Source organism: Kushneria marisflavi, assembly GCF_002157205.1.
Lineage (GTDB): Bacteria > Pseudomonadota > Gammaproteobacteria > Pseudomonadales > Halomonadaceae > Kushneria > Kushneria marisflavi.
On sequence record NZ_CP021358.1, the window covers coordinates 2,535,787 to 2,560,290 of the forward strand.

General features: G+C 56.9%; 34 protein-coding genes. 26 read left to right on the top strand and 8 right to left on the bottom strand.

All coding sequences use genetic code 11. The features are described 5' to 3' along the window. Window positions 1-6: 6 nt before the first annotated feature. From rpsS to B9H00_RS11660, 23 genes are all read left to right on the top strand, one after another. On the top strand, window positions 7-282 hold the full coding sequence (gene rpsS, locus B9H00_RS11550; protein WP_008959165.1) for a 30S ribosomal protein S19: 276 nt from the start codon (window positions 7-9) through the stop codon (window positions 280-282). Between the two features lie 14 nt (window positions 283-296). After that, entirely contained in the window at window positions 297-632 is a 336-nt protein-coding gene (gene rplV / locus B9H00_RS11555) for a 50S ribosomal protein L22 (protein ID WP_086620791.1), read from the top strand. Between the two features lie 11 nt (window positions 633-643). Beyond that, on the top strand, window positions 644-1,345 hold the full coding sequence (gene rpsC / locus B9H00_RS11560) for a 30S ribosomal protein S3 (RefSeq protein ID WP_086900778.1): 702 nt from the start codon (window positions 644-646) through the stop codon (window positions 1,343-1,345). An 11-nt stretch (window positions 1,346-1,356) separates the two neighbouring features. Next, window positions 1,357-1,770, top strand: coding sequence for a 50S ribosomal protein L16 (gene rplP / locus B9H00_RS11565; RefSeq protein ID WP_086620789.1), 414 nt, complete (start codon window positions 1,357-1,359; stop codon window positions 1,768-1,770). Next, window positions 1,770-1,958, top strand: a complete 189-nt coding sequence (rpmC, locus tag B9H00_RS11570) for a 50S ribosomal protein L29 (RefSeq protein WP_086620788.1) — start codon at window positions 1,770-1,772, stop codon at window positions 1,956-1,958. The genes rplP and rpmC overlap by 1 nt, the downstream gene beginning before the upstream one ends. Before the next feature lies 1 nt (window position 1,959). Next, window positions 1,960-2,226 carry a 30S ribosomal protein S17 gene (gene rpsQ / locus B9H00_RS11575; protein ID WP_086620787.1) on the top strand — a complete coding sequence of 89 codons (267 nt, stop codon included), beginning with the start codon at window positions 1,960-1,962 and terminating at the stop codon, window positions 2,224-2,226. Window positions 2,227-2,272: 46 nt separating this feature from the next. Next, window positions 2,273-2,644: a 50S ribosomal protein L14 gene (gene rplN, locus B9H00_RS11580; protein ID WP_086620786.1), complete on the top strand. Its 372-nt coding sequence runs from the start codon at window positions 2,273-2,275 to the stop codon at window positions 2,642-2,644. A gap of 16 nt (window positions 2,645-2,660) precedes the next feature. After that, on the top strand, window positions 2,661-2,978 hold the full coding sequence (gene rplX, locus B9H00_RS11585; protein WP_086620785.1) for a 50S ribosomal protein L24: 318 nt from the start codon (window positions 2,661-2,663) through the stop codon (window positions 2,976-2,978). An 18-nt stretch (window positions 2,979-2,996) separates the two neighbouring features. After that, entirely contained in the window at window positions 2,997-3,536 is a 540-nt protein-coding gene (gene rplE / locus B9H00_RS11590; RefSeq protein WP_086620784.1) for a 50S ribosomal protein L5, read from the top strand. Between the two features lie 10 nt (window positions 3,537-3,546). After that, entirely contained in the window at window positions 3,547-3,852 is a 306-nt protein-coding gene (gene rpsN / locus B9H00_RS11595) for a 30S ribosomal protein S14 (protein WP_086900779.1), read from the top strand. 20 nt (window positions 3,853-3,872) lie between these two features. Continuing rightward, window positions 3,873-4,265: a 30S ribosomal protein S8 gene (rpsH, locus tag B9H00_RS11600; RefSeq protein WP_086900780.1), complete on the top strand. Its 393-nt coding sequence runs from the start codon at window positions 3,873-3,875 to the stop codon at window positions 4,263-4,265. Window positions 4,266-4,274: 9 nt separating this feature from the next. Beyond that, the gene (gene rplF, locus B9H00_RS11605) at window positions 4,275-4,805 is read left to right on the top strand and encodes a 50S ribosomal protein L6 (protein WP_086900781.1); all 531 of its coding nucleotides are present in this window, start codon (window positions 4,275-4,277) and stop codon (window positions 4,803-4,805) included. A gap of 9 nt (window positions 4,806-4,814) precedes the next feature. Continuing rightward, window positions 4,815-5,165 (top strand): 50S ribosomal protein L18, encoded by a 351-nt coding sequence (gene rplR, locus B9H00_RS11610; protein ID WP_086620780.1) that lies wholly within the window; start codon window positions 4,815-4,817, stop codon window positions 5,163-5,165. A gap of 11 nt (window positions 5,166-5,176) precedes the next feature. After that, window positions 5,177-5,680, top strand: coding sequence for a 30S ribosomal protein S5 (gene rpsE, locus B9H00_RS11615; RefSeq protein ID WP_086620779.1), 504 nt, complete (start codon window positions 5,177-5,179; stop codon window positions 5,678-5,680). 5 nt (window positions 5,681-5,685) lie between these two features. Then, window positions 5,686-5,871: a 50S ribosomal protein L30 gene (gene rpmD, locus B9H00_RS11620; protein ID WP_086620778.1), complete on the top strand. Its 186-nt coding sequence runs from the start codon at window positions 5,686-5,688 to the stop codon at window positions 5,869-5,871. A 5-nt stretch (window positions 5,872-5,876) separates the two neighbouring features. Next, entirely contained in the window at window positions 5,877-6,311 is a 435-nt protein-coding gene (rplO, locus tag B9H00_RS11625) for a 50S ribosomal protein L15 (protein WP_086901840.1), read from the top strand. Then, window positions 6,312-7,646, top strand: coding sequence for a preprotein translocase subunit SecY (secY, locus tag B9H00_RS11630; protein WP_086620777.1), 1,335 nt, complete (start codon window positions 6,312-6,314; stop codon window positions 7,644-7,646). Window positions 7,647-7,885: 239 nt separating this feature from the next. Then, complete coding sequence (rpsM, locus tag B9H00_RS11635; RefSeq protein WP_086620776.1) at window positions 7,886-8,242, top strand: 30S ribosomal protein S13; 357 nt, start codon at window positions 7,886-7,888, stop codon at window positions 8,240-8,242. A gap of 37 nt (window positions 8,243-8,279) precedes the next feature. Then, window positions 8,280-8,666 carry a 30S ribosomal protein S11 gene (gene rpsK / locus B9H00_RS11640; protein WP_009723883.1) on the top strand — a complete coding sequence of 129 codons (387 nt, stop codon included), beginning with the start codon at window positions 8,280-8,282 and terminating at the stop codon, window positions 8,664-8,666. A 12-nt stretch (window positions 8,667-8,678) separates the two neighbouring features. Next, window positions 8,679-9,299: a 30S ribosomal protein S4 gene (gene rpsD / locus B9H00_RS11645; protein WP_086620775.1), complete on the top strand. Its 621-nt coding sequence runs from the start codon at window positions 8,679-8,681 to the stop codon at window positions 9,297-9,299. A gap of 49 nt (window positions 9,300-9,348) precedes the next feature. Next, a complete protein-coding gene (locus tag B9H00_RS11650) occupies window positions 9,349-10,347 on the top strand; it encodes a DNA-directed RNA polymerase subunit alpha (RefSeq protein ID WP_086900782.1) in 999 nt (332 codons plus the stop codon). A 40-nt stretch (window positions 10,348-10,387) separates the two neighbouring features. Beyond that, the gene (gene rplQ, locus B9H00_RS11655; protein WP_086900783.1) at window positions 10,388-10,774 is read left to right on the top strand and encodes a 50S ribosomal protein L17; all 387 of its coding nucleotides are present in this window, start codon (window positions 10,388-10,390) and stop codon (window positions 10,772-10,774) included. Between the two features lie 180 nt (window positions 10,775-10,954). Continuing rightward, the gene (locus B9H00_RS11660; protein WP_086901841.1) at window positions 10,955-11,659 is read left to right on the top strand and encodes an EAL domain-containing protein; all 705 of its coding nucleotides are present in this window, start codon (window positions 10,955-10,957) and stop codon (window positions 11,657-11,659) included. 67 nt (window positions 11,660-11,726) lie between these two features. Here the strand turns inward: B9H00_RS11660 and uvrA are convergent, their stop codons facing one another. After that, window positions 11,727-14,558 carry an excinuclease ABC subunit UvrA gene (gene uvrA, locus B9H00_RS11665; protein WP_086900784.1) on the bottom strand — a complete coding sequence of 944 codons (2,832 nt, stop codon included), beginning with the start codon at window positions 14,556-14,558 and terminating at the stop codon, window positions 11,727-11,729. Window positions 14,559-14,868: 310 nt separating this feature from the next. Between uvrA and ssb the strand changes: the two genes are divergently transcribed. Further along, the gene (gene ssb / locus B9H00_RS11670; RefSeq protein WP_086900785.1) at window positions 14,869-15,483 is read left to right on the top strand and encodes a single-stranded DNA-binding protein; all 615 of its coding nucleotides are present in this window, start codon (window positions 14,869-14,871) and stop codon (window positions 15,481-15,483) included. 57 nt (window positions 15,484-15,540) lie between these two features. On the opposite strand, the gene B9H00_RS11675 is transcribed toward ssb, so the two are convergent. Continuing rightward, window positions 15,541-16,545 (bottom strand): DNA topoisomerase IB, encoded by a 1,005-nt coding sequence (locus tag B9H00_RS11675; protein WP_086900786.1) that lies wholly within the window; start codon window positions 16,543-16,545, stop codon window positions 15,541-15,543. A gap of 201 nt (window positions 16,546-16,746) precedes the next feature. Between B9H00_RS11675 and B9H00_RS11680 the strand changes: the two genes are divergently transcribed. Beyond that, complete coding sequence (locus tag B9H00_RS11680; RefSeq protein ID WP_086900787.1) at window positions 16,747-17,622, top strand: sugar nucleotide-binding protein; 876 nt, start codon at window positions 16,747-16,749, stop codon at window positions 17,620-17,622. Continuing rightward, entirely contained in the window at window positions 17,619-18,371 is a 753-nt protein-coding gene (locus B9H00_RS11685; protein WP_086900788.1) for a lysophospholipid acyltransferase family protein, read from the top strand. Before B9H00_RS11680 ends, B9H00_RS11685 begins: the two co-directional genes overlap by 4 nt. Before the next feature lie 131 nt (window positions 18,372-18,502). On the opposite strand, the gene fabB is transcribed toward B9H00_RS11685, so the two are convergent. The 6 genes from fabB to B9H00_RS11715 all read right to left on the bottom strand — a co-directional run bounded on the left by fabB (window position 18,503) and on the right by B9H00_RS11715 (window position 24,421). Beyond that, on the bottom strand, window positions 18,503-19,729 hold the full coding sequence (fabB, locus tag B9H00_RS11690) for a beta-ketoacyl-ACP synthase I (protein WP_086900789.1): 1,227 nt from the start codon (window positions 19,727-19,729) through the stop codon (window positions 18,503-18,505). A 13-nt stretch (window positions 19,730-19,742) separates the two neighbouring features. After that, window positions 19,743-20,258, bottom strand: a complete 516-nt coding sequence (gene fabA / locus B9H00_RS11695) for a 3-hydroxyacyl-[acyl-carrier-protein] dehydratase FabA (RefSeq protein WP_086900790.1) — start codon at window positions 20,256-20,258, stop codon at window positions 19,743-19,745. A 130-nt stretch (window positions 20,259-20,388) separates the two neighbouring features. Beyond that, window positions 20,389-21,804 carry a deoxyribodipyrimidine photo-lyase gene (phrB, locus tag B9H00_RS11700; protein WP_086900791.1) on the bottom strand — a complete coding sequence of 472 codons (1,416 nt, stop codon included), beginning with the start codon at window positions 21,802-21,804 and terminating at the stop codon, window positions 20,389-20,391. A gap of 67 nt (window positions 21,805-21,871) precedes the next feature. Continuing rightward, on the bottom strand, window positions 21,872-22,822 hold the full coding sequence (locus tag B9H00_RS11705; RefSeq protein WP_086900792.1) for a MerR family transcriptional regulator: 951 nt from the start codon (window positions 22,820-22,822) through the stop codon (window positions 21,872-21,874). A gap of 188 nt (window positions 22,823-23,010) precedes the next feature. Next, entirely contained in the window at window positions 23,011-23,394 is a 384-nt protein-coding gene (locus B9H00_RS11710) for a sirohydrochlorin chelatase (RefSeq protein WP_086900793.1), read from the bottom strand. 64 nt (window positions 23,395-23,458) lie between these two features. Next, window positions 23,459-24,421 (bottom strand): NAD(P)/FAD-dependent oxidoreductase, encoded by a 963-nt coding sequence (locus B9H00_RS11715; protein WP_236944421.1) that lies wholly within the window; start codon window positions 24,419-24,421, stop codon window positions 23,459-23,461. Window positions 24,422-24,504 lie beyond the last annotated feature (83 nt).

The following is a 24,504-nucleotide window of genomic DNA, read 5'->3' on the forward strand; positions in this document are numbered from 1 at the left end:
ACGGCTGTGCCACGTTCACTTAAGAAAGGTCCCTTCATTGACCTTCATCTTTTGAAGAAGGTTGAGGCGGCTGTGGAAAAGAGCGACCGCAAACCGATCAAGACCTGGTCGCGTCGCTCGATGATCCTGCCCAATATGGTAGGACTCACCATTGCTGTCCATAACGGTCGCCAGCATGTACCGGTTCACGTCTCTGAAGAGATGGTGGGCCACAAGCTGGGCGAATTTGCTGCCACCCGCACCTATCGCGGTCACGCGGCTGACAAGAAAGCCAAGCGGTAAGGGAGAGGACCATAATGGAAGAAGTAGCTGCTAAATTGCGCGGCGCTCGCCTGTCCGCCCAGAAGGCTCGTTTGGTGGCAGATCAGGTGCGGGGCAAGCCGGTCGCAGAAGCACTGAATATCCTGGCATTTTCGCCCAAAAAGGCGGCTGTGCTGGTGAGAAAGGTACTGCAATCCGCTATCGCCAACGCGGAAGAAAATAACGGCATGGACATCGACGAGCTTCGCGTCTCGACCATCTGTGTCGATGAGGGCATGACGCTCAAGCGTATTCTGCCGCGTGCCAAGGGCCGTGCGGATCGCATCATGAAGCGTACCTGCCATATCACCGTCAAGGTAGCCGAGAAGTAGGAGTCGACCAGATGGGTCAAAAAGTCAATCCAGTCGGTATTCGTCTCGGGATCGTCAAGGACCACACTTCCGTGTGGTACGCCGAGCGCGGTGCTTATGCCGACAAGCTTAATAACGATCTCGAAGTTCGCAGTTTTCTGTCCGAGCGTCTGAAAAGCGCTTCTGTCAGTAAAATTCACATTGAGCGTCCGGCCAACAACGCCCGTATTACCATCCATACCGCACGTCCGGGTATCGTGATCGGCAAGAAGGGTGAAGATGTCGAGCGTCTGCGTCGCGACCTGACCAATCTGATGGGCGTGCCTGTGCACGTTAACATCGAGGAAGTTCGCAAGCCTGAACTCGACGCTGCGCTGGTGGCGCAGAATGTCGCCGGTCAGCTTGAGCGTCGCGTCATGTTCCGTCGTGCCATGAAGCGGGCGGTACAAAACGCCATGCGTCTGGGCGCCAAGGGTATCCGGATTCAGCTTTCCGGTCGTCTTGGTGGTGCAGAGATCGCGCGTACGGAATGGTATCGCGAAGGCCGTGTTCCCCTTCACACCCTGCGTGCCGATATCGATTACTCGATTTACGAGGCGCACACCACTTACGGTGTCATCGGTGTCAAGGTGTGGATCTTCAAGGGCGAAATTCTTGGTGGGATCGAAGAAGTCCGTGCGAAGCAGAATAATTCGCAGACTGGCGCTCCCGGCAAGAAGAAAGGTTCCAAGTAAGGGGATAGTCGATGTTACAGCCCAAGCGTACCAAATTCCGCAAGCAGCAAAAGGGCCGCAACCGCGGTCTGGCGCATCGCGGTAGTAGCGTGAGCTTCGGTGAGTACGGCCTCAAGGCGACCGGCCGTGGTCGTATCACTGCTCGTCAGATTGAAGCCGGCCGTCGTGCTATCACGCGTCATGTTAAACGTGGTGGCAAGATCTGGATCCGTGTGTTCCCGGATAAGCCGATTTCCGAAAAGCCGCTCGAAGTCCGTATGGGTAAGGGCAAGGGTTCCGTCGAGTACTGGGTCGCTCAGATTCAGCCCGGCAAGGTTCTCTATGAAATTGAAGGCGTATCGGAAGAGATGGCGCGTGAAGCGTTTAGTCTCGCGGCTCAGAAGATGCCCGTTGCCACTACCTTTGTGAAACGGACGGTAATGTAATGAAAGCTCAGGAACTTCGTGACAAGTCGACCGAAGCGCTCAATGAGCAGCTGTTCGAACTGCTGCGCGAGCAATTCAACCTGCGGATGCAGAAGGCTACCGGTCAGTTGAGCCAGAACCATCTGCTCAAACAGGTTCGCCGCGACATCGCGCGCGTGAAGACTGTGCTCAACGAGAAGGTGGACTGAAATGGCCGAAGAACAGGCAAAGCAAGCACGCAGGCTCACCGGTCGTGTGGTGAGTGATCGGATGGAAAAATCGATCGTTGTCATGATCGAGCGTCGTGAGCGCCATCCGATTTACGGTAAGTACATGAAGCGCTCCACCAAACTGCATGCGCACGACGAAACCAATCAGGCCCACATCGGCGATCTGGTTTCCATCGAAGAGTGTCGGCCGCTTTCAAAGAAAAAGGCATGGACTCTGGTTGAAGTCGTCGAGCAGGCCAGAGGGTAAGGCATCTGCCTAAACCCGTGCATCAGTTCAGGTTTGGAGAAAACCGATGATTCAAACGCAAACAATGCTGGATGTCGCTGACAACAGCGGAGCGCGCAGGGTCCAGTGCATCAAGGTCCTTGGTGGCTCTCACCGCCGTTACGCCCGTGTTGGCGACATCATCAAGGTCACGGTCAAGGAAGCGATTCCGCGTGGCCGTGTCAAAAAGGGTCAGGTGCTCAAGGCCGTTGTAGTACGCACACGCAGCGGAATTCGCCGTCCGGATGGTTCTCTTATCCGCTTCGATGGCAATGCGGCGGTTTTATTGAACAACGCCAACGAGCAGCCGGTAGGCACTCGTATTTTCGGGCCGGTAACCCGCGAACTTCGTACCGAGAAGTTCATGCGGATTATCTCCCTGGCGCCCGAAGTGCTGTAAGGAGCGAGGCGGAATTATGCGCAAGATCAAACGTGATGATGAAGTCGTCGTCATCGCCGGCAAGGACAAGGGCAAGCGCGGTACCGTCAAGCGGGTTCTGCAGGACGGGCGCTACGTGGTTTCAGGTGTGAACATGATCAAGCGTCACACCAAGCCCAACCCGATGGCCGGCAATCAAGGGGGTATCGTTGAGCGTGAGGCTCCGATCCACGGTTCTAACGTTGCTATCTTCAATACGGAGACCGGCAGGGCGGATCGGGTCGGCTTTCAGATGAATGACGACGGTACCAAGATCCGTATCTTCAGGTCGACGCAAAAGCAGATCGACGCCTAACGCGATTCGGGTGGCAACATGGCGAACTTGAAAGAGCAGTACAAAGACGAGGTGATGGCCAAGCTCACAGAGCAGTTTGGCTACGCCAACGTAATGCAGGTGCCCCGGATCACCAAGGTGACCCTGAATATGGGCGTCGGTGATGCGACCAGCGACAAGAAGCTGATCGATAATGCCGTGGCTGATCTGGAAAAGCTTTCCGGCCAGAAGCCAATCGTAACTCTGGCTCGCAAGTCAGTTGCGGGCTTCAAGGTACGTGAAGGCTGGCCGATCGGTACCAAGGTGACCCTGCGCAGCGAGCGTATGTGGGACTTCCTTGACCGGCTGGTAAACATCGCGATTCCGCGTATTCGTGACTTCCGTGGCCTCAATGCGAAATCATTTGATGGTCGTGGGAACTACTCGATGGGTGTGCGTGAACAGATCATCTTCCCCGAGATCGAATACGACAAGGTTGACCGTGTTCGCGGGCTGGATATCACCATCACGACGTCTGCCGGCACCGACGAAGAAGCTCGTGCACTCCTGAGTGCGCTGAACTTCCCCTTCCGGAAATAAAGGTGTAATCATGGCAAAGAAAAGCATGGTTGAGCGCGAGCGCAAGCGCGCCGAGCTGGTAGACAAGTATGCAGCCCGTCGTGCAGAGCTCAAGGCGATCATCAGCAACGTCAACAGTTCGGACGAAGAGCGCTTCGATGCGCAGCTGCAGCTGCAGAAACTGCCGCGTGATTCGAGCCCGGTGCGCCAGCGCAATCGCTGCCGCGTCACCGGCCGTCCGCACGGCTATTACAACAAGTTCGGACTTGGGCGCAACAAACTGCGCGAAGCGGCCATGCGCGGTGACGTGCCGGGCCTGACCAAGTCCAGCTGGTAATCGCATCAGGAGCGTTATCGATGAGCATGCAGGATACACTCGCGGATATGCTGACTCGTATCCGTAATGCGCAGATGGCGACCAAGGAGACGGTGACCATGCCGTCTTCCAAGATCAAGGTCGAAGTCGCGCGTGTTTTGAAAGAAGAAGGTTACATTGCCGACTTCTCCGTTGAAGGCGACGTCAAGGTTGACCTGACGATTGTCCTCAAGTACTTCGAAGGCAAGCCGGTCATCGAGCACATTCAGCGTGTATCGAAGCCTTCCCTTCGCAGCTACAAGGGCAAGGATGAGCTGCCGCGCGTAGCAGACGGTCTGGGAGTGGCCATTGTGTCCACCTCCAGAGGTGTCATGACCGATCGTGCGGCGCGCCAGGCAGGCGTCGGCGGTGAAGTCATCTGCACCGTATTCTAGGAGTCTATGATGTCCAGGATTGCAAAATACCCGGTTAAGCTGCCCAGCGGTGTGGAAGTCACGCTCGAGGAAGGCAGGCTGACCGTCCGGGGCGGTCAGGGGCAGCTGGAAATGAACGTTCACAACGATGTTGTGATTGGTCAGCAGGAAGACCAGCTGACGTTCGAACCCAGCGCTTCAGCCAAGAATTGGGCCATGGCCGGTACTACCCGCGCTCTGGTCAACAATATGGTCGTTGGTGTTACTGAAGGCTTTACCCGTTCGCTGGAAATTACCGGCGTAGGTTATCGTGCTCAGGCCAACGGTCAGACACTCAACCTGACACTTGGTTTCTCTCACCCGATCGATTACAAGGTGCCTGAAGGCGTGGTTGTTGAAACGCCCAAAAACACCACGATCGTTCTCAAGAGCGCTGACAAGCAGCGTCTTGGTCAGGTGGCTGCCGAGATTCGTTCGTTCCGTCCGCCGGAGCCCTACAAGGGCAAGGGTGTTCGTTACAGCGATGAACGCATCCTTCGTAAAGAAGCCAAGAAGAAATAGGGCAGGGTTATGAACGCGAAGAAAGAAGCTCGTCTCCGTCGTGCCCGCCGCACGCGCGCCAAGATCCGCGAACTTGGTATCAATCGTCTGAGTGTCAATCGCACACCGCGTCACATGTACGCTCAGATTATTTCCGCAGACGGTGGCCAGGTACTGGTCAGCGCCTCCACGCTCGACAAGTCGCTGCGTGAAGATGCGACCGGCAATGCCGACGCCGCTGCTCGCGTTGGTACTCTGCTGGCCGAGCGCGCAAAGGAAGCGGGAATTACTGAAGTTGCCTTTGACCGTTCCGGGTTCAGGTACCATGGTCGGGTCAAGGCCCTCGCTGATGCCGCGCGCGAAGGCGGCCTGCAATTCTAAAGGGTTCAACGATGGCGAATAACGAACAGAGGGGCAACGGCGATCTGCAGGAAAAGCTTGTTCAGATCAACCGTGTTGCCAAAGTGGTCAAGGGTGGCCGTATTTTCGGTTTCACCGCTCTGACCGTCGTAGGCGATGGCAATGGTCGTATCGGTTTTGGCCGTGGCAAGGCGCGTGAAGTGCCGGTCGCGATCCAGAAGGCGATGGATCAGGCTCATCGCAACATGATCAAGGTCGAGCTGCGCGGTAACACGCTGCAGTATCCGGTACGTGCCAACCATGGCGCTTCCAAGGTCTTCATGCAGCCTGCTTCTGAAGGTACCGGTATCATCGCAGGTGGTGCGATGCGTTCGGTACTGGAACTGGCCGGTGTACATGACGTTCTGGCCAAGTGCTATGGCTCGACCAATCCGGTCAACGTCGTGCGCGCAACCGTCAAGGGCCTCGCTTCCATGCGTTCTCCCGAGGACGTTGCGGCAAAGCGTGGCCTGTCCGTCGAAGCGATTACGGGGTAAGCGCCATGTCAGCCACAATCAGGGTTACTCAGGTACGCAGCACGATCGGCGTACTTGAAAAGCACAAGGCCACCATGCGCGGGCTGGGTCTTCGTCGTATCAACCATACGGTTGAACTTGAAGACACACCTGCCGTTCGTGGCATGATCAACAAGGTCAACTACCTCGTTCGCGTTGAAGGAGCTCAGTAATGACCATGAAACTGAATAGCCTGAGCCCGGCACCGGGTGCCAAGCACGCTGAAAAGCGTGTTGGTCGCGGTATCGGTTCCGGCCTGGGCAAGACCGCTGGTCGCGGTCACAAGGGTCAGACCTCTCGTAGCGGCGGCTCCATCAAGCCGGGTTTCGAAGGTGGTCAGATGCCGCTTCAGCGTCGTCTGCCCAAATTCGGCTTTACGTCCGCCAAGTCACTGGTCAGCGAAGAAGTTCGTCTTAACGACCTGGCCAATGTCGAAGGCGACGTTGCGGATCTGGCAAGCCTGAAAAAGGCCAACGTACTGAAAAATGCCACGCGTTTTGCCAAGGTTGTGCTGTCTGGCACCCTCGATCGCGCCATTACCGTACGTGGTCTGAAAGTCACCAAGGGTGCACGGGCTGCCATTGAAGCCGCCGGTGGCAAGGTAGAGGACTAAATGGCAAAGTCAGGAAAAGTACCGGCTAACATGCAAAGCGGTCTGGGCGAGCTATGGGCTCGCCTACGGTTCGTTTTTATCGCAATCGTGGTGTATCGCATCGGTGCCCACATTCCAGTCCCCGGTATCGATCCTGACCAGCTCACTGCCTTGTTCAGAGAAAATCAGGGCACCATTCTGAGCATGTTCAACATGTTCTCGGGTGGTGCCCTGCAGCGCATGAGTATTTTTGCACTGGGCATCATGCCCTATATTTCTGCATCAATTATCATGCAGCTTCTGACCGTGGTTTCGCCGCAGCTTGAACAGCTGAAGAAGGAAGGCGAGGCCGGCCGTCGAAAGATCAGCCAGTACACTCGCTACGGCACGGTGTTGCTGGCATTGATCCAGGCGATCGGCATGTCAGTAGGGCTTGTCAGTAACGGGGTCGCTTACAGCGCCGATTTCAGCTTCTACTTTACGGCAGTCACCACGTTTGTGGCTGGTGCCGTATTCCTGATGTGGCTGGGTGAGCAGATTACCGAGAAAGGGATCGGCAATGGTATTTCGCTGATCATCTTTGCCGGTATTGTTGCCGGTTTGCCCGGTGCGCTCGGGCAGTCATTCGAACTGGCGCGCAATGATGGTGCCTGGAATGTACTGCCGCTGCTGGCACTCGGTGTACTGGGTATTGCAACGGTCGCCTTTGTGGTTTTCATCGAGCGTGGACAGCGCCGTATTACGGTCAACTATCCGCGTCGACAGGTCGGCAACAAGATGTATGCCGGCCAGAGCAGTTATCTGCCGATGAAGGTCAACATGGCCGGCGTTATTCCGCCCATTTTTGCTTCGAGCATTCTGCTTTTCCCGGCATCGCTGGGACAGTGGTTTGGTCAGGGCGAAAACATGGGGTGGCTGACGACCATTTCCCAGGCTCTCGGGCCGGGTCAGCCGTTGTATATTCTGCTGTTTGCCACTGCCGTTGTTTTCTTCTGTTTTTTCTACACCGCTCTGGTTTTCAACCCGAAGGATGTAGCAGATAATCTGAAGAAATCGGGAGCATTCCTGCCGGGCATTCGCCCCGGCGAGCAGACTTCGCGTTATATCGACAAGGTCATGACGCGTCTTACGTTGTTTGGCGCTCTCTACATTACCCTGGTTTCCCTCATGCCCCAGTTCCTCATGGTGGCATGGCAGGTGCCCTTCTACTTTGGCGGCACTTCGCTGCTGATCGTGGTGGTGGTGGTCATGGATTTCATGGCGCAGGTTCAGTCTCATCTGATGTCCAGTCAGTATGAGTCCGTAATGAAGAAGTCAAACCTCAAGGGGTATGGCAGCGGCGGTGTAATGCGCTGACATCTCCCGGTGATGGCAGGTCGTTGTTCAGGCCTGCCATTTGCCACTCAGGCCGCACGGTCTGATCATGCCGTCATACAGTTTCACTGTGATTGCGGTAAGGGCGGGAAGCTTGAGCTTCACTGCCAAAGAGACAGGTTGTAATGCATACCCCTTGCCAAGAGTTATCAGGGGAGATATGCTATTGCGCCTTTTACAGACGATTAACCGAGCAAGCCGCTCAAATTCGGAGAAAGCTGATGGCCCGTATTGCAGGCGTCAATATCCCGGACAACAAGCATGCGGCGATCTCGCTGACCTACATCTACGGTATTGGTCGCACCCGCGCTAAGGAAATCTGTGCGCAGGTGGGTATCGCACCCGACGTCAAGGTTGGAGATATCTCCGCCGAGAAACTCGACGAAGTGCGTACTGCAGTTGGCCAATATGCCGTGGAAGGTGACCTTCGCCGTGAGATTACGCTGAATATCAAGCGTCTCATGGATCTGGGTTGCTACCGTGGTCTGCGCCATCGTCGCAGTCTTCCGATGCGCGGGCAGCGCACGAAGACGAATGCGCGTACCCGCAAGGGACCGCGTAAACCGATTCGCAAATAAACGCATGTCCGGCGTTTAGAATTCAGGAACATCAAACATGGCTAACCCGCGCAGTAACCGTAAAAAGGTTAAAAAGCAGGTAGTGGATGCGGTTGCCCACATCCATGCCTCTTTTAACAATACGATCGTGACGATCACAGACCGCCAGGGCAACGCTCTTTCATGGGCCACTGCCGGTGGTTCGGGTTTTCGTGGTTCTCGCAAGAGCACCCCGTTCGCTGCCCAAGTGGCAAGTGAACGTGCAGCTACCGCTGCAGCCGAGTATGGTGTGAAAAACGTCGACGTACTGGTCAAGGGCCCGGGGCCCGGCCGTGAGTCCGCCGTGCGCGCATTGAATGCCGCCGGTTTTCGCGTGCAGAGCATTACCGACGCGACACCCATCCCGCACAACGGGTGCCGCCCGCCGAAAAAGCGTCGCGTTTAAGGAGACACACTCATGGCACGTTATACTGGTCCGAAGTGCAAGCTCTCTCGTCGCGAAGGCACCGACCTCTTTTTGAAGAGCGGTGTTACGGCGTTCGAGAAGAAATGCAAGTCAGAGACTCCCCCGGGTCAACACGGTCAGCGCCGTCAGCGTCTTTCCGAATACGGCTCGCAGCTGCGTGAAAAGCAGAAGGTCCGTCGTTACTACGGCGTACTGGAAAAGCAATTCCGCAATTACTACAAGGAAGCCGCGCGTCAGAAGGGAGCCACTGGTGAAGTTCTGCTCCAGCTCCTCGAGACTCGCCTCGACAACGTCGTTTATCGCATGGGCTTTGGCTCGACTCGCAGCGAATCTCGCCAGCTGGTCAGCCACAAGGCCATCGCCGTCAACGGTCGTACCGTCAACGTGGCGTCCTACAAGGTCCGTCCCGGTGATGTGGTCAGCGTTCGTGAAAAGGCCAAGAATCAGTCGCGTATTCAGCAGTCCCTCGAGCTTGCTGGCAACCGTGGCGATGTAAGCTGGGTCGACGTTGACTCGAAGAAGATGGAAGGCACTTTCAAGGCTCTGCCTGAGCGCGGCGACCTGTCTGCCGACATCAACGAAAACCTGATTGTCGAGCTGTACTCCAAATAAGCATTGAGCTTTTTTGGATTAACCGTTTGGCAGCCTGATAGGTGTTCATATGCAGCGTTCAGTGACAGAGTTTCTAAGACCTCGCGACATCAAGGTCGAAGAAGTCAGCGCGAATCATGCAAAGATCGTGCTCGAGCCTTTCGAGCGCGGCTTTGGTCATACTCTCGGGAACGCCCTGCGTCGTATTCTGCTGTCATCCATGCCCGGGTGTGCGATTACAGAAGCAGAGATCGAAGGCGTTCTGCATGAGTACAGCGCAATCGAAGGTGTTCAGGAAGATGTTATTGAAATCCTCCTGAATCTGAAGGGCGTGTCCATCAAGATGCATGGCCGCGATGACGTTGTATTAACGCTAAACAAGCAGGGCCCGGGCATCATGACCGCCGGCGACATCGCCGCCGATCATGACATCGAGATTGTCAATCCGGATCACGTCATTGCTCATATCAATGATGGCTGTGAACTGAAAATGCAGCTGCGCGTTATGCGCGGCCGTGGTTACGAGCCTGCAGATGTTCGTGCCGAGCGTGATGACGAGTCACGCGCTATCGGACGTCTGCAGCTTGACGCCACGTATACGCCGGTTCGCCGTGTTTCCTATGCTGTTGAAGCGGCGCGTGTTGAACAGCGCACCGACCTCGACAAGCTGGTCATTGATCTGGAAACAGATGGCACGCTGGATCCCGAAGAGGCCATCCGCCGCTCTGCAACCATTCTGCAGGAGCAGCTGGCTGCCTTCGTCGATCTTGAAGCCGAGAAAGAACAGGAAGTAGAGGAAGAGGAAGATCAAATTGATCCGATTCTACTGCGTCCTGTTGACGATCTCGAATTGACTGTCCGAAGTGCCAACTGCCTCAAGGCCGAGAATATCTACTATATCGGTGACCTGATTCAGCGCACCGAAGTAGAGCTTCTTAAAACACCCAATCTCGGCAAGAAGTCGTTGAATGAAATCAAGGACGTTCTCGAGGCCCGTAATCTTTCACTTGGCATGCGGCTGGATAATTGGCCGCCGGCGAGTTTGAAAGACGACAAGGCCTCTGCCTGAACGGGTGACTCGCGCCCCAGATTGGTAAGGAATCTTATCCATGCGTCATCGTAAAACCGGTCGTCATCTAAGCCGTAACAGCTCGCATCGTAATGCCATGTTCCAGAACATGTGCATCTCGCTGGTCGAGCATGAAATGATCAAAACCACGCTGCCCAAGGCCAAGGAGCTGCGTCGTTATATTGAGCCGCTGATCACTCTGTCGAAAAATGACAGTGTGGCCAATCGCCGCCTGGCGTTCAGCCGTACCCGCTCCAAGGATACGGTTGGCAAGCTCTTTAACGAGCTGGGTCCGCGCTACAACGCCCGTCCGGGTGGTTATGTTCGCGTTCTCAAGTGCGGTTTCCGTGCTGGCGACAATGCGCCCATGGCGTATGTCGAGCTGGTTGATCGCCCGGTAGCAGCAGAAGCCAGCGGCGAAGAATAAACCGCTCTTCCTGCTATCGTCAGAAAAGCCGACCTCCGGGTCGGCTTTTTTTGTCTCTGAAAAAAGGTTTTCTCACCCATACTGACGGTTCAATCAGCCTTTTGAGTACCTGTCGTGGGATGTCATTTCATCAACGGGGAATGTGAGAACTGCCAAAGCGATCTGCCTTTCTCTTTCACCATGGCTTTTCAGCCTATCGTGGATCTGGAAAACGGCGGCATTTTTGCGCATGAAGCTTTAGTGCGTGGTGTCAATGGAGAGTCTGCCTGGTCGGTTTTGTCACAGGTCACCCCCAAGGATCTTTATGCCTTTGATCAGGCCTGTCGGGTGCGGGCGATCGAGATGGCCAGCCAGCTTGGCATGACCACAAGGCTGTCAATCAATTTTCTGCCTAATGCCGTTTACGAGCCGCGCGCCTGCATACGTGCGACTCTGAAAGTGGCCGAGCGGGTAGGGTGGTCCCTCAATAACCTGATTTTCGAGATAACCGAAAACGAGCATGTGACCGACCGGGATCATCTGCGTCACATCGTTGAGGAATATCACGAGATGGGATTTAGCGTGGCGCTGGATGACTTTGGGACCGGCCATGCCAATCTCGATCTTCTGACGGTTTTATCCCCGAGTCATCTGAAGCTCGATCGGATTTTGATCAGCAATATTGGCCAGGATGTGCGGCGTCAAAACCTGATGGGCCATATCTGTTCGATGGCACAGACTCTCGGGATAGGGCTGGTGGCTGAAGGCGTCGAAACGCTGGAAGAGGCGCGCTGGCTCTACCAGAAGGGTATCACGCGTCATCAGGGCTATTACTATGCAAGGCCCGCCTTTCAGGCCCTGCCCGACATTGATCCGGATTGTCTCAGCGCTGTCACTGCCGCATAAAAGGGCCGGAAGCACGATGGCTTCCGGCCGTGTCCTCCCCGGCTTGTAGAGAGCTACTTCTCAAGAGTTAGTAGCCGCGCGCCAGCAGCGGTTTCAAAAAGCGTCCTGTATGCGAAACGTCCTGCTCGCTGATCTCTTCGGGAGTGCCTTCGGCGATGATGTGTCCGCCTCCGGAACCGCCCTCGGGGCCCAGATCAACGACCCAGTCGGCTGTTTTGATGACATCAAGATTGTGTTCAATGACCACGACCGAATTACCCTGGTCGCGCAGTCGGTGAAGAACGCCCAGCAGCTGTCTGATGTCCTCGAAATGAAGTCCCGTAGTAGGCTCATCGAGTATATAAAGCGTCTTGCCGGTATCACGCTTGGCCAGCTCGCGTGCCAGCTTGACGCGCTGCGCCTCCCCGCCCGAGAGCGTAATCGCACTTTGCCCAAGCTTGATATAGGACAGTCCGACATCCATCAGGGTCTGCAGGCGACGGGCGATGGCGGGCACCGGAGAGAAAAATTCCACGGCCTCCTCGATCGTCATCTCCAGCACATCGTGGATGCTTTGACCCTTGTAGAGCACGTCCAGGGTTTCCCGGTTATATCGGCGGCCGCCACAGACGTCACAGGGTACATAAATGTCCGGCAGGAAGTGCATCTCCACCTTGATCATGCCTTCACCCTGGCACGCTTCACAGCGCCCGCCCTTGACGTTGAACGAGAAACGCCCCGGCTTGTACCCGCGCGAGCGGGCCTCGGGCGTGCCGGCAAACAATTCGCGGATGGGCGTAAAGATCCCGGTATAGGTAGCAGGATTGGAGCGAGGTGTTCGTCCAATGGGGCTCTGATCGATATCGATGACCTTGTCGAGCTGATCAAGACCCTCGATGGCCTTGTGCGCAGAGGGCGTCAGTGTTGTGGCCTTGTTGAGCTCCCGGGCAGCCACTGGCATCAGGGTGGCATTGATCAGGGTGGACTTGCCGGAGCCCGACACACCCGTTACGCAGACAAAAAGCCCCAGCGGCAGTGCCAGATCCACATCGTCCAGATTATTGCCGCAGGCTCCGGTCAGGTGCAGCATCTTCTCCGGATTGATCGGCGTGCGCGGCGAGGGGATTTCGATGCGCCGAGTGCCTGACAGATACTGGCCGGTCAGCGAGTGCTGACTGGCCTCGATTTCATCCGGCGTGCCCTGAGCGATAATCTGGCCGCCGTGGACCCCGGCGCCAGGGCCAATATCGAGTACATGGTCGGCAGAGCGGATGGCATCTTCATCGTGTTCAACCACGATGACCGTATTGCCCAGGTCGCGAAGACGGGTCAGGGTCTGCAGGAGACGATCGTTATCCCGCTGGTGAAGGCCAATGGAGGGTTCGTCAAGAATGTACATGACCCCTACCAGTCCGGCTCCGATCTGACTGGCCAGTCGAATGCGCTGAGCCTCACCGCCCGACAGGGTATCGGCGCTGCGCTCCAGCGTCAGATAGTCGAGACCGACGTTGACCAGAAATTCGAGACGGCTGGTGATCTCGTACAGAATTCGTGAGGCAATTTCTCCGCGGCGACCGGGAAGGTCCATGGTGCCAAAAAAGGTTCGAGCCTCTCCGATCGGTTTGGTCACGACCGACGGTAGTGAGTGGTCATCGACAAAAACATGACGCGCTTCGCGGCGTAAGCGGCTGCCATGACAGGTCGGGCAGGGGCGTACGGCCAGATGGCGCGATAGATCATCACGGACCATGCTTGAATCGGTTTCCCGATATCGGCGTTCCATATTGGGCAGCACGCCTTCAAAGGCATGCTCGCGTGAGACCTTCTTGCCACGGTCATTGACGTAGGAAAACGAAATGGATTCGCGACCGCTTCCATGCAGAACGACATCGCGAACGCGCTGCGGCAACTGCTTCCAGGGCGTTTCCAGCTCGAACCTGTAGTGCGCCGCCACGGCTTCCAGCTGGTTGAAATAGTAGATGCTGCGTCTGTCCCATCCCTTGATGACGCCTTCAGACAGGGAGAGTTCGTCCTGACGGATAAGCTTGTCGGGATCGAAGAACCGATGCACCCCCAGCCCGTCGCAGCTCGGGCAGGCGCCAGCAGGATTGTTGAAAGAGAACATGCGCGGCTCGAGTTCGGCGATCGAGTAGCCACAGATGGGACAGGCAAAGCGCGATGAAAAAATCATGTCTTCGCGGTCGTCGTCCATGAAATGCAGCACAGCGGCACCATCGGCAAGCCCCAGCGCGGTTTCGAAGGACTCTGCCAGACGTTGTTCGATGTCCTCGCGGATCTTCAGGCGGTCCACCACGACACTGATGTCGTGCTTCTTGTTCTTGTCCAGCGTCGGCAGCTCATCGAATTCATACGTCTGACCATCGATCTGGACACGCACGAAACCCTGGGTACGCAGTTCGGTTAACGCCTGCTGATGCTCGCCCTTGCGGCCCTTGATAATGGGGGCCAGCAGCATGACACGGGTGCCTTCTTCCAGCGCCAGCGTCTGATCGACCATCTGTGAGACGGTCTGCGCCTCGAGATCGAGTTCATGATCGGGGCAGCGCGGCGTCCCTGCCCGGGCATAGAGCAGGCGCAGGTAGTCGTATATTTCGGTGATGGTACCAACGGTCGAGCGCGGATTGTGCGATGTGGATTTCTGTTCGATGGAAATGGCCGGTGACAGCCCCTCGATGTGGTCAACATCGGGCTTTTCCATCATCGAGAGGAACTGGCGTGCATAGGTCGACAGCGATTCGACATAGCGACGCTGCCCTTCTGCATACAGGGTGTCAAAGGCCAGAGAAGACTTGCCTGATCCGGAGAGCCCGGTAATGACAATCAGTTTGTCACGGGGCAGCTCGACATCAATGTTCTTCAGGTTGTGGGTGCGGGCCCCACTCACCGAAATACGATCCATACCTACCTCATCGCCGGCGTCGGAAAGACACTATAGAAGGAGTTGAAAGCGAGGCGCAAAATGCAGTGCACAGCGTTTTCCATGTGGTGCCCAGCCCGGTAAAATAGGGGCTGCACGCCACAAAGGGCAGGTGCCTGTCAGGGCACATGAAAAGTCGCCGCGCAAAGTGGCGCTTTTGTCCGTTCGGGGATATGCGTGGCAAGGCCTGCATTGCAGTGAATATCCATACAGTTATTATAGACGATCATGTCAAGGCAATGGCCTTGTCAGTTCATTCGTTTAAACATGCCAGCCGGCACTGGAGAGAAACATGGCCCGTGGGGTGAACAAGGTCATACTGATCGGTAATCTGGGTCAGGACCCGGAAGTACGTTTTCTGCCCTCCGGCAGTCCTGTCTGCAATCTGCGTCTGGCAACCACCGATACCTGGACCGATCGCCAGAGCGGTCAGCGTCAGGAGCGCACCGAGTGGCACAGCGTTGTGATGTTCAACAAGCTGGCCGAAATTGCGCAGCAGTATGTCAAAAAGGGGTCGCGGCTTTACATCGAAGGGCGTCTTCAGACCCGCAAGTGGCAGGGCCAGGATGGTCAGGATCGTTATTCAACCGAGATCGTGGCCAACGACATGCAGATGCTGGATAGCCGCAGCGGTGCTCAGGGCGGTGACTTCGGTGGTCAGGGTGGCGGTGGCTATGGCCAGCAGGGCGGTTACGACCAGCAGGGCGGCGGCGCCCGCCAGAACAGCCCCGCGGGTGGTCAGAATCAGGGTGGCTACGGGCAGGGCCAGAACAACTATGGTCAAGGTCCTCAGCAGGGCAGTCAGGGTAACCAGCAGGGTGGTGGCCCGGGCAACCAGCAGGGTCAGGGTAGTGGCGCCCCCAACCCTGGCAGCTTCGATGATTTCGACGACGAAATTCCGTTCTAGTTATCAGCTGTTGCCAAGCGTTGCTAAGACCCGCCCTCGGCGGGTCTTTTCATGAGGTCAGCGTTTTCTTTTCAGACGGGCCTGAAGAAGCTTCAGGATGGCCCGCTCTTCAGGGCCTGTCAGATCATCCTGATCAAGGGCATCCTCGATCTGCTCCAGAAAATGTCTTAGCAAGCGACCGTCAAGATAGTTTTCGATGACGCGCGGGTCGATATAGCTTGCTCGTGCAATGCTGGGCGTATTACCCAGTCGAGCAGCGACGCGCTCTACCGCTTCACGAATATACGACTGGCTGGCATCGTCATCATCGCCGATGCCCAGTTCATCGAGGGCGAGCGCTGCAATGGAGGTGCCGGCCCAGGTCCGAAAGTCCTTGGCACTAAAGCGCTCCCCCATGACCTCATGGATATAGTCGTTAAGGTCCTGGCTATCGACACGTACCTTGCGTCCATCATCATCAAAGTACTTGAAGATTTCATAGCCCGGGATGTCGTCAAGCTCCCCAACAATCTGCGCCAGTTTTTCATCTTCAACCACCTTGTGCTGCTGCTGGCCACTTTTGCCCTGGTAGTCGAAAATCAGCTCGTCGCCGTTGATGGTCAGATGGCGTGAGCGCATGGTGGTCAGCCCATAGGAATCGTTCTGCTCGCTATAGCTGTCGTTACCGGGGCGAAAATAGGCCGTATCCAGCAGTCTGACCATGCAGGCCAGTACCTTCTCTCGTGGCATGCCATCGCGGGCCATGTGCTGACCGGTAATGCGTCGCATGGTCGATAGCCGCTGGGCAAAATCGACGATGCGATCGAATTTCATCTTCTCCCGCTGCTCACGCCACTGGCTGTTGTAGACATACTGCTTGCGCCCGGCACTGTCTCTTCCCGTGGCATGAATGCGCGCCTCGGGATCGAGCGTGATGGTCACGTCGCGCCATGCTGGCGGAACGGCAAGGCCCTTGATCCATTCCCGCCATTGCTGGTCCTTCAGAGTTTTCCCCGCAGCGTCGCGATATGTAAACCCCTTGCCGCTGCGATGGCGCGTTACGATGGTGGCTTCTTTTGTCATTCAGGCAGGCTTCTTGTCTGGTGAACGTCTCGTGAGTCCTTGACTGATCATAGACGATGATCAAGGGCTTGCCGCCGTATGGCCTTTGGCATGACGCAGCCTCCGGACAGTGCAACCCATGGGTTTTTTTTGTAAAGTGTCGGGCCTGCCGCGTCACTGCCCGCCAAGAGTGACGTCATTTTCTGTCGGGCCGCAAACTCAATGAAACTATTACTGCTTGATGCCGATCACTGCCTTGGTCGGGCGCTCATCAATGAAAGCGACTCGCGAAGCGATGTCGAGCTGATCATCGAGCGTTCCCGTCAATGCCCGCTGCCGCAGTTGAAGGCATGGGCGCCGGACGCTGTCATTTTTCCACCATTATTGTGTCCGGCCGGTGTCGACTACGCCGAGATAATCGAGCATGTCGAACAGGTAGAAGCTGTCATGACGGCCTGTCGCGAACATGGCGTGCCGCTGGTCTGGTTCGTCAGCGATCAGATCTTTGATGCCGGGTCGGACATGCCCATCGAAGAAAGCGTACTGCCCTCGCCCCGGGATGAGGGGCTGCAGCGTCTGCTGGAGACGGGCAACCGGATTCGTTCAGGGCTGGCCGAGCACTTTATCGTACGGACCGGGCCGCTGATGGCGCTGGAAGGTCGCAATGCCTGGCTGGCGCGCATGCTGGATGAGCTGGTGGACGGCAAGTGCCAGCGTGCTGCAGAAGATGAAATTGTCTGTCCAACGCCCGCTCAGGCCGTGGCCCGTGCCGTGATCGGTATGCTGTCGCAGCAGTTTTCGGGTGCCAACGCCTGGGGGGCCTATCATCTCGCCGGCGTGGAACCGGTCAGTCTTTATACCTTTCATGGCGTTGTGCGCCATCAGCTGGAGATTCAGCTCGCCAGAAGAAACATTGATCTGACCCTTGGCGAGATCACGCCGCTGCACCACCATCATGATCAGCCGCTAAGACGCGTCCTCAACTGTCGTCAGATGCTTGAGACCTTTGGCGTTCATCAAAAGCCCTGGCGGCTGGCGCTGGATGCCATGCTTGAGCAGTGGTGTCAGGCACGCTTTGACGAGGAGAAGGGGCCGTGAAGGCGCTACGCAGTCTATTGTTTTATACCGGCTATCTAATGGCCATTATTGTCAGTGCCGTCACTCTCGTGCCGCTGGCCTTTTTTCTGCCGCTCAACGGACGCTTTAGGGTCCTGAACCTTTACAACCACTTCATCGTGTTCTGGTTCGGCCTCTGCTGCGGCGTACGTTATCGTGTGGAAGGTCGTGAGCATATCCCTGATGGGGCCTGCGTGCTGCTGTCCAACCACCAAAGCGAGTGGGAAACCCTGTTTCTTCAGACCATCAAATCGCCCATGTGTACGGTGCTCAAGCAGGAGTTGCTGAAGATTCCGGTTTTTGGCTGGGCGCTGAGAATGCTCAGACCGATTCCGCTGGACCGATCAAAACCCTCGAGGGCACTCAGGCTGGTGTTGACTGAAGGTGCGGCCCGTCTGGCTTCCGGGCTTTCCGTCCTGCTGTTTCCTGAAGGTACCCGCGTGCCGCCCGGTGAGCGTCGCCGCTTCAACAAGAGTGGTATACACATGGCCTGCAGGGCCGGGGTGCCGATACTGCCGGTCGCCCACAATGCCGGTGAGCACTGGCCTGGCAAGGGGTTTATCAAAACGCCCGGGCAAATCAATGTCGTCATTGGGCAGCCCATTGTCACTCGGGATCGCAAGCCGGATGAGGTGACGCGGGAAGTCGAGCAGTGGATCGAGCAGGAGCTGGCACGTATTTCGAAGGTGTCCAGGCCGGCACTGGAAGAAGCTTCTGCCAGCGCACTATAGAATCAGGTCGATCGTGACAGGTGCCGAAAAACAAGGCGCTGGATGGCATGAAAAAGGGCGCCCGTTGGGGCGCCCTTTTTTGCCTGAGTACTGCTTTTACCTAGTACTGCCTGGCATTGCGATGCTGGCGGTCAGGACGGCTGGTCGGCCATGCGCTGAAAGATCAGGCAGGCATTGGTGCCGCCAAACCCAAAGCTGTTGGACAGGACACGCTCGAGGCGTACACCGTCGCGACGCTTTGTCACGATATCCAGATCGCTGGCTTCCGGGTCGATTTCATCAATATTGGCGGATGCGCAGATGAAATCGTGTTGCATCATGAGAAGCGAGTAAATCGCTTCCTGTGCGCCGGTGGCACCCAGAGAATGTCCGGTCAACGACTTGGTCGAGGAAAGTGCCGGAACCCTGTCACCGAAGACATCACGCAGGGCCTTGATCTCGCACATATCGCCAACCGGTGTCGAAGTGCCATGCGTATTGATGTAGTCGATGTCGCCCTTGACGGTCGACATTGCCTGCTGCATGCAGCGAGCGCCACCTTCACCAGAAGGGGCCACCATGTCATGGCCATCGGAGTTGGCACCGTAGCCCACCACCTCGGCGTAGATTTTGGCGCCACGTGCCCTGGCATGCTCAAGCTCTTCGAGCACCAGCATGGCACCACCGCCTGCGATGACAAAGCCGTCGCGTGCCGTGTCATAGGCGCGAGATGCCTTCTCGGGGCAGTCGTTGTAGCTGGTGGACAGTGCGCCCATGGCATCAAACAGACACGACAGGGTCCAGTGCTCTTCTTCACCGCCGCCGGCAAAGACGACATCCTGCTTGCCCAGCTGAATCTGCTCGACAGCGCTGCCGATACAGTGAGCCGAGGTCGCACAGGCCGAGGAGATGGAGTAATTGATCCCCTTGATTGCGAAGGGTGTGGCCAGACAGGCAGATACGGTGCTACCCATGGTTCGGGTCACGCGATAGGGGCCAACTCGGCGTAGCCCCTTGTCGCGCAGAATATCAGCGGCTTCTACCTGGTTGGCAGATGACGCGCCGCCCGAGCCTGCAATCAGACCGGTGCGCACGTTGGACACCTGATCAGGCGAAAGACCGGAGTCCTCTATGGCCTGCTGCATGGAAACATAGGCGTAGGCGGCCGCATCTCCCATGAAACGGCGCTGTTTGCGGTCGACCAGAGCGTCCAGGTCGATGTCCACAACGCCTGCAACATGGCTTCGCATTCCGCGTTCGACATACTCATCGCGAAAGCGAATACCCGAACGGCCTTCCTTCAGGGACTGAAGGACCTGATGCTGATCGTTGCCCAGGCAGGAGACAATGCCCAGGCCAGTGACTACCACTCGTCGCATGGGAGCCTCCCCATCAGAAATTCGCAGTGGAGGTGAACAGGCCAACGCGCAGGTCGTTGGCTTCGTAGATATCGCGGCCATCCACGGACAGAACGCCATCGGCGATGCCAAGGATCAGGCGGCGCGTGATCACCCGCTTGATATGAATATGATAAGTGACCTTCTCGGCATCCGGAAGGATCTGTCCGGAGAACTTGACCTCACCACATCCCAGCGCGCGGCCGCGGCCGGGGTTGCCCAGCCAGCCCAGGTGGAAACCCAGCAGCTGCCACATGGCATCAAGGCCCAGGCAGCCCGGCATGACGGGGTCGCCCGGGAAGTGGCACTGGAAAAACCAGAGGTCAGGGTTAATATCCAGCTCAGCGATCAGCTCGCCCTTGCCGTATTTGCCACCCGCTTCCTGAATGTTGGTGATGCGATCCAGCATCAGCATGTTCGGTGCTGGCAGCTGTGCATTCCCAGGGCCGAAAAGTTCGCCCTGACTGCACGCGAGCAGCTGATCACGGTTAAAGGAGTGTTGCGTGGTCACTGAGATGTTCCGGAAATCAAAGGAATAGGTACTCCTGACGGAGCGCGCTTAGTGTACTGATAGAGGTGGCGAAATGCACGCCAGCGCCAGTGGGCGGGCCTGCAGCCTCGGCATCGCTCTTCAGCTACGTTTAACTTAATGCCTTGAAGGCGTCCAGCGCTCGTTGACGCGCAGCGCGATGATCCACCATGGGCAACGGATAACCGATGTGTTTGCAGGTGGCGGCATCGGGCGCATGACGCTTTTTAGCCTCAACGTTTGCCAGTTCGGGCACAAACTCTGCAATAAACATGCCTTCCGGGTCAAAACGTCTGGACTGGGTGGTCGGGTTGAAGATGCGGAAATAGGGCGCCGCATCCGTTCCCGTGGAGGCTGCCCACTGCCATCCTCCGTTATTGGCACCCAGTTCACCGTCAACCAGATGCTGCAAAAAAAAGGCCTCGCCGCGCCGCCAGTCTATCAGCAGATGCTTGCTGAGAAACATGGCGGTGACCATTCTTAAGCGGTTATGCATCCATCCGGTCGTAGTCAGCTGGCGCATGGCCGCATCGACCAGCGGATAGCCGGTATTGCCCTCGCACCAGCGTTGAAAGTCCTCGTCGCTGTCTCGCCAGGCCAGTGCCTTCGTATGCTCCTGAAAGGGCTGATGGCGGTTGACGCGGGGAAAACCGACCAGAACGTGCTGATAGAATTCGCGCCAGATGATCTCGCTGATCCAGCTTTTTAGATTGCTGTCTCCGTCACCAAGATGTCCGCCATTTCTGGCTGCAGCGGCGTTGATGCACTGACGCCATGACATCATGCCCAGCGCCAGCCAGGCCGAGAGCCCGCTGGTCGCCTTCATGGCAGGAAAGTCGCGTCCGCTGTCGTATTGATGCGCTCTTTTTTGCAGGAAGCGGGCCAGACGATCCTGCGCTGCCTCTTCACCGGCAGGCCAGTCGTCACTATTGATCACCGCATGACTGGCCTTGAGTTCGGGAAGCTCATCGCTAACAACATCGCTCAAGGCAGCCTGTGCTTCTGGAGCATCAAACTGCTGCAGCTGGTTGGCGCCAATATTTTTGAGCCAGCTTTTATAGAAAGGTGTAAAGACGCTGTAATAGCGGCCGTCTCCGGTCAGAAGTTCGCCGGGTGTGAAGGCAATCTGATCGGTATAGCGGTGCACGGCCAGTTCGCGCTGATGAAAGCCTTCGCTGACCTGTCGGTCACGACATCGCTCATTAAGCCCATACTCATCGTTGAAGTGTATGGCCTCGCATTCGAGCGTCTCTGCAAGCTCAAGAAGCCGGTCAGGCAATGCTCCGAAATGTTCGGCGTCAATGATCCTGAGAGGAATATTGAGACGGTCAAGATGATTCGACAGCGCCTCTATACCGCGGCGCCAGAAGTCGAGCTTGTTATCGCCATGCCCATGCTCCCGCCATTGTTGCGGGGTCCAGCAGACCACACCGATGACGGGGCCGCATTGCGCTGCATGATGAAGGGCCGTGTTATCTTCACACCTTAAATCGGTCCTGAACCAGACCAGCTGTCGCTTGCTACCCATTCATAGGCTCCTTTCGCAAGCAACCCGCCATAAGGCGGGTTGCAGTCGATCCATGACATTGTCGGCATCAGCCATGACGGGCAGTGGCCAGTCTCAATTGCGCGATGGCTCGCGCGGGGTCGCTGGCCAATGCACTCAGGTTATCCTCATCCGTGTCACGCAGCTGTCGCGTAATGGAACCTGCCACGCGGATGGGCAAAATCCCCTGATAGGACGCTTCTGAAAGCTGCTGGCGCAGTCCGTTAATATCGGCTTCCATGGCACCGGAGAGAACGATGGTTCTGGCGTTTTTGCACCGGGCGGCCTCAATCAGCTCGCTGAGAGGCACCGATCCATCAAACAGCGTAATGTAGAAGCCGGCGCTGCTGGCCGTAAAGGCGAACAGCAATTGCCAGAGTGCACTACAGCCCCCGGGCAGATAGCTCATCAGGATGCGCGGCTCGGTATTTTCATGGTTACCATGGTACAGCCGCAGGCCGAGGCGGGTTCTCAGAAAGGATTCCAGAAAGCAGCGCTGGGCCATGGGGGTAGAATGCTCCGCCCAGGTCTTTTCAAGATGCTCGACAACTGGTTGCCATAGGCGGGCAATGGCCGTGTTGACCGGATACAGCCCCATGCTTCGAGTAAACAGATTTTCGAGCCTGTTGGTATCGAATTCGGACACGGCATCGATAACCTCTTGACGCTGACCCTGCCAGTCATGATCCGGCGCGAATTCATCGGAAGTCGGTGCCTGACCGCCATCTTCCTGAGCTGAAGTCTCGGTCGAAGCCTGATCGAGCAGTTCCCCCACCTGGCTGACCGGAACCCCCCGGTTGAGCCATTGCAGGATACGTTCAACCCGCTCGATGTCTTCGCGAGCATAAAGACGATGTCCCTTTGGGGTACGTCTTGGCTGAATCAGCCCGTAACGGCGCTCCCACGCACGCAGCGTTACCGAATTGACGCCGGTCAGACGCGAAACTTCCCTGATGGGATAGAGCGGTCCGCCGACAGCACTTGCCACTTTCTCAGTCATAATAAACGAGAGCCTCCTTCGCAGTTCCTGCTGGCAGGAACGTGAATACCGATTGGTACGCCACGTTGCGAAAATGAGCAATTCGACCTGCATGCATGATTGCGTTAGCCATCATGGTCGAACAAATAAATTTAACCTGTGTATGTCTATAGTGTAGCAGTATTTGCACAGATGTTGTACGCCAAACTTTATTCTGTACAAGTGCTGTCACGCTGGTTTTCGGCCACGATCGAGACCACGACATCAGCAAATGATGGGTGCTGTCCTACCGGGTCGAGCAGGGTCAAGGAAAGCTCGGGATGCGTTTGACGCAGGGCATCCAGCTGTCCCGGCACGTCTTCACGCAGATGGCGACCCGCCGCAAAAAAAAGCGGCAGGATATCGATGTCATTGAACCCATCGGCATGCAGTTCGGCGACCACGTTTTCGAGCAGTGGGTCACAAAGCTCCATATAGGCCAGTCGTACCGGTGTGGTCATGCGCGCCTTGAGACGTTGTTCCAGCGTTTCAAACGGTGCCTGCCAGCGGCTGTCCGTGGAGCCGTGGGCCAGTACGATCAGTGCAGTTGTCATATCGGTATCATTCCTGAGTCAGCAAAGTATTGGGTTGGCCGTTCATGTGCATGGGTAAATGTTGTCATTGGCCACATAGGGCCTGTGCCAGCCGGCTGCCCGATAGCCAGGCGGCCTCGACGCGACCATCGATACACCAGTCGCCACAAAGGGATAGCTGCGTCGGCTTTTCAATGAGATAGCCTGGGGTGTTCTCTGGCGTCTGGCAGGGCTGGGCATATCGCCATCGGTGCGCGCCGCAGGCATCAATGGCTGGAAGCGGCGCGGGATAACAGTCCTGAAAGGCTTTGATCATCCTGTCGGCCACCTGGTCGGCGGCGTCTTCCAGGTGTTTGTCAGACCAGTCGTCATTGGCCAGAAGCGTGAGTCGCTCACCTTCATGCTGCCCGGGCCGTGTCTGATTGCGCCCTGCCCAGCGCAGCACCGGTGACGACTCCAGCAGGGCCCCATGCCAGTTTTCAATGCCCGAGGGCATGTCCAGAGCGCCCCTGAATCGCACCCACGTGCTCCAGCAGGGGGACATGTTGGTCTGCGGTCGAAGCGATGTGCTGATCCCCTTTAGCAACAACGCTGCCTGCGGTGCCGGTATGGCCACGATGACATGATCGAATCCCGACCATTGCTGCTCCTTTTGATCCTCGAGTGTCCAGGTCGAGCCGGTACGTGTCATTGAGGTGATACGCACCTGCTGATGAACCTTCATGGGTTCGGACAGCGCATCGGTCAGCGCCGCCATCGAGGGCATGCCCGAATATCTGGGATGTTCGGGAGGTTGCGCCTGCCATTGCCCGTCGATCTGGCGCGCCATGATACCGGGCCAGCGCGCGACGCTGCCCTGTTGTTCGAAAGCCGTGATGAATTGTGCAAACTCGGGGTCGCGAACAGTGAAATACTGGGCGCCAAGATCGAACAGACCATGGTCATTGTGCCTGGAGGACATTCGTCCACCCGGGCGTCGACCCTTGTCAAAAATTTGTACATTCCTTCCCGCCTGCTGTAGCGCCCGCGCGGCAGACAGCCCGGCCATGCCGGCGCCAATGACGGCTATATTGTGCAAGAAGTCCACGAAGGCCTCAAATTGTCTGAAGGGAAACGGTCATGGCTGCGCCG

Bases quoted from the DNA above. Each gene is read 5' to 3' on its own strand.
- rplV (WP_086620791.1), top strand. From the start codon at position 297: ATGGAAGAAGTAGCTGCTAAATTGCGCGGCGCTCGCCTGTCCGCCCAG.
- rpsC (WP_086900778.1), top strand. From the start codon at position 644: ATGGGTCAAAAAGTCAATCCAGTCGGTATTCGTCTCGGGATCGTCAAG.
- rplP (WP_086620789.1), top strand. From the start codon at position 1,357: ATGTTACAGCCCAAGCGTACCAAATTCCGCAAGCAGCAAAAGGGCCGC.
- rpmC (WP_086620788.1), top strand. From the start codon at position 1,770: ATGAAAGCTCAGGAACTTCGTGACAAGTCGACCGAAGCGCTCAATGAG.
- rpsQ (WP_086620787.1), top strand. From the start codon at position 1,960: ATGGCCGAAGAACAGGCAAAGCAAGCACGCAGGCTCACCGGTCGTGTG.
- rplN (WP_086620786.1), top strand. From the start codon at position 2,273: ATGATTCAAACGCAAACAATGCTGGATGTCGCTGACAACAGCGGAGCG.
- rplX (WP_086620785.1), top strand. From the start codon at position 2,661: ATGCGCAAGATCAAACGTGATGATGAAGTCGTCGTCATCGCCGGCAAG.
- rplE (WP_086620784.1), top strand. From the start codon at position 2,997: ATGGCGAACTTGAAAGAGCAGTACAAAGACGAGGTGATGGCCAAGCTC.
- rpsN (WP_086900779.1), top strand. From the start codon at position 3,547: ATGGCAAAGAAAAGCATGGTTGAGCGCGAGCGCAAGCGCGCCGAGCTG.
- rpsH (WP_086900780.1), top strand. From the start codon at position 3,873: ATGAGCATGCAGGATACACTCGCGGATATGCTGACTCGTATCCGTAAT.
- rplF (WP_086900781.1), top strand. From the start codon at position 4,275: ATGTCCAGGATTGCAAAATACCCGGTTAAGCTGCCCAGCGGTGTGGAA.
- rplR (WP_086620780.1), top strand. From the start codon at position 4,815: ATGAACGCGAAGAAAGAAGCTCGTCTCCGTCGTGCCCGCCGCACGCGC.
- rpsE (WP_086620779.1), top strand. From the start codon at position 5,177: ATGGCGAATAACGAACAGAGGGGCAACGGCGATCTGCAGGAAAAGCTT.
- rpmD (WP_086620778.1), top strand. From the start codon at position 5,686: ATGTCAGCCACAATCAGGGTTACTCAGGTACGCAGCACGATCGGCGTA.
- rplO (WP_086901840.1), top strand. From the start codon at position 5,877: ATGAAACTGAATAGCCTGAGCCCGGCACCGGGTGCCAAGCACGCTGAA.
- secY (WP_086620777.1), top strand. From the start codon at position 6,312: ATGGCAAAGTCAGGAAAAGTACCGGCTAACATGCAAAGCGGTCTGGGC.
- rpsM (WP_086620776.1), top strand. From the start codon at position 7,886: ATGGCCCGTATTGCAGGCGTCAATATCCCGGACAACAAGCATGCGGCG.
- rpsK (WP_009723883.1), top strand. From the start codon at position 8,280: ATGGCTAACCCGCGCAGTAACCGTAAAAAGGTTAAAAAGCAGGTAGTG.
- rpsD (WP_086620775.1), top strand. From the start codon at position 8,679: ATGGCACGTTATACTGGTCCGAAGTGCAAGCTCTCTCGTCGCGAAGGC.
- B9H00_RS11650 (WP_086900782.1), top strand. From the start codon at position 9,349: ATGCAGCGTTCAGTGACAGAGTTTCTAAGACCTCGCGACATCAAGGTC.
- rplQ (WP_086900783.1), top strand. From the start codon at position 10,388: ATGCGTCATCGTAAAACCGGTCGTCATCTAAGCCGTAACAGCTCGCAT.
- B9H00_RS11660 (WP_086901841.1), top strand. From the start codon at position 10,955: ATGGCTTTTCAGCCTATCGTGGATCTGGAAAACGGCGGCATTTTTGCG.
- uvrA (WP_086900784.1), bottom strand. From the start codon at position 14,558: ATGGATCGTATTTCGGTGAGTGGGGCCCGCACCCACAACCTGAAGAAC.
- ssb (WP_086900785.1), top strand. From the start codon at position 14,869: ATGGCCCGTGGGGTGAACAAGGTCATACTGATCGGTAATCTGGGTCAG.
- B9H00_RS11675 (WP_086900786.1), bottom strand. From the start codon at position 16,545: ATGACAAAAGAAGCCACCATCGTAACGCGCCATCGCAGCGGCAAGGGG.
- B9H00_RS11680 (WP_086900787.1), top strand. From the start codon at position 16,747: ATGAAACTATTACTGCTTGATGCCGATCACTGCCTTGGTCGGGCGCTC.
- fabB (WP_086900789.1), bottom strand. From the start codon at position 19,729: ATGCGACGAGTGGTAGTCACTGGCCTGGGCATTGTCTCCTGCCTGGGC.
- phrB (WP_086900791.1), bottom strand. From the start codon at position 21,804: ATGGGTAGCAAGCGACAGCTGGTCTGGTTCAGGACCGATTTAAGGTGT.
- B9H00_RS11705 (WP_086900792.1), bottom strand. From the start codon at position 22,822: ATGACTGAGAAAGTGGCAAGTGCTGTCGGCGGACCGCTCTATCCCATC.
- B9H00_RS11710 (WP_086900793.1), bottom strand. From the start codon at position 23,394: ATGACAACTGCACTGATCGTACTGGCCCACGGCTCCACGGACAGCCGC.
- B9H00_RS11715 (WP_236944421.1), bottom strand. From the start codon at position 24,421: ATGGCCGGGCTGTCTGCCGCGCGGGCGCTACAGCAGGCGGGAAGGAAT.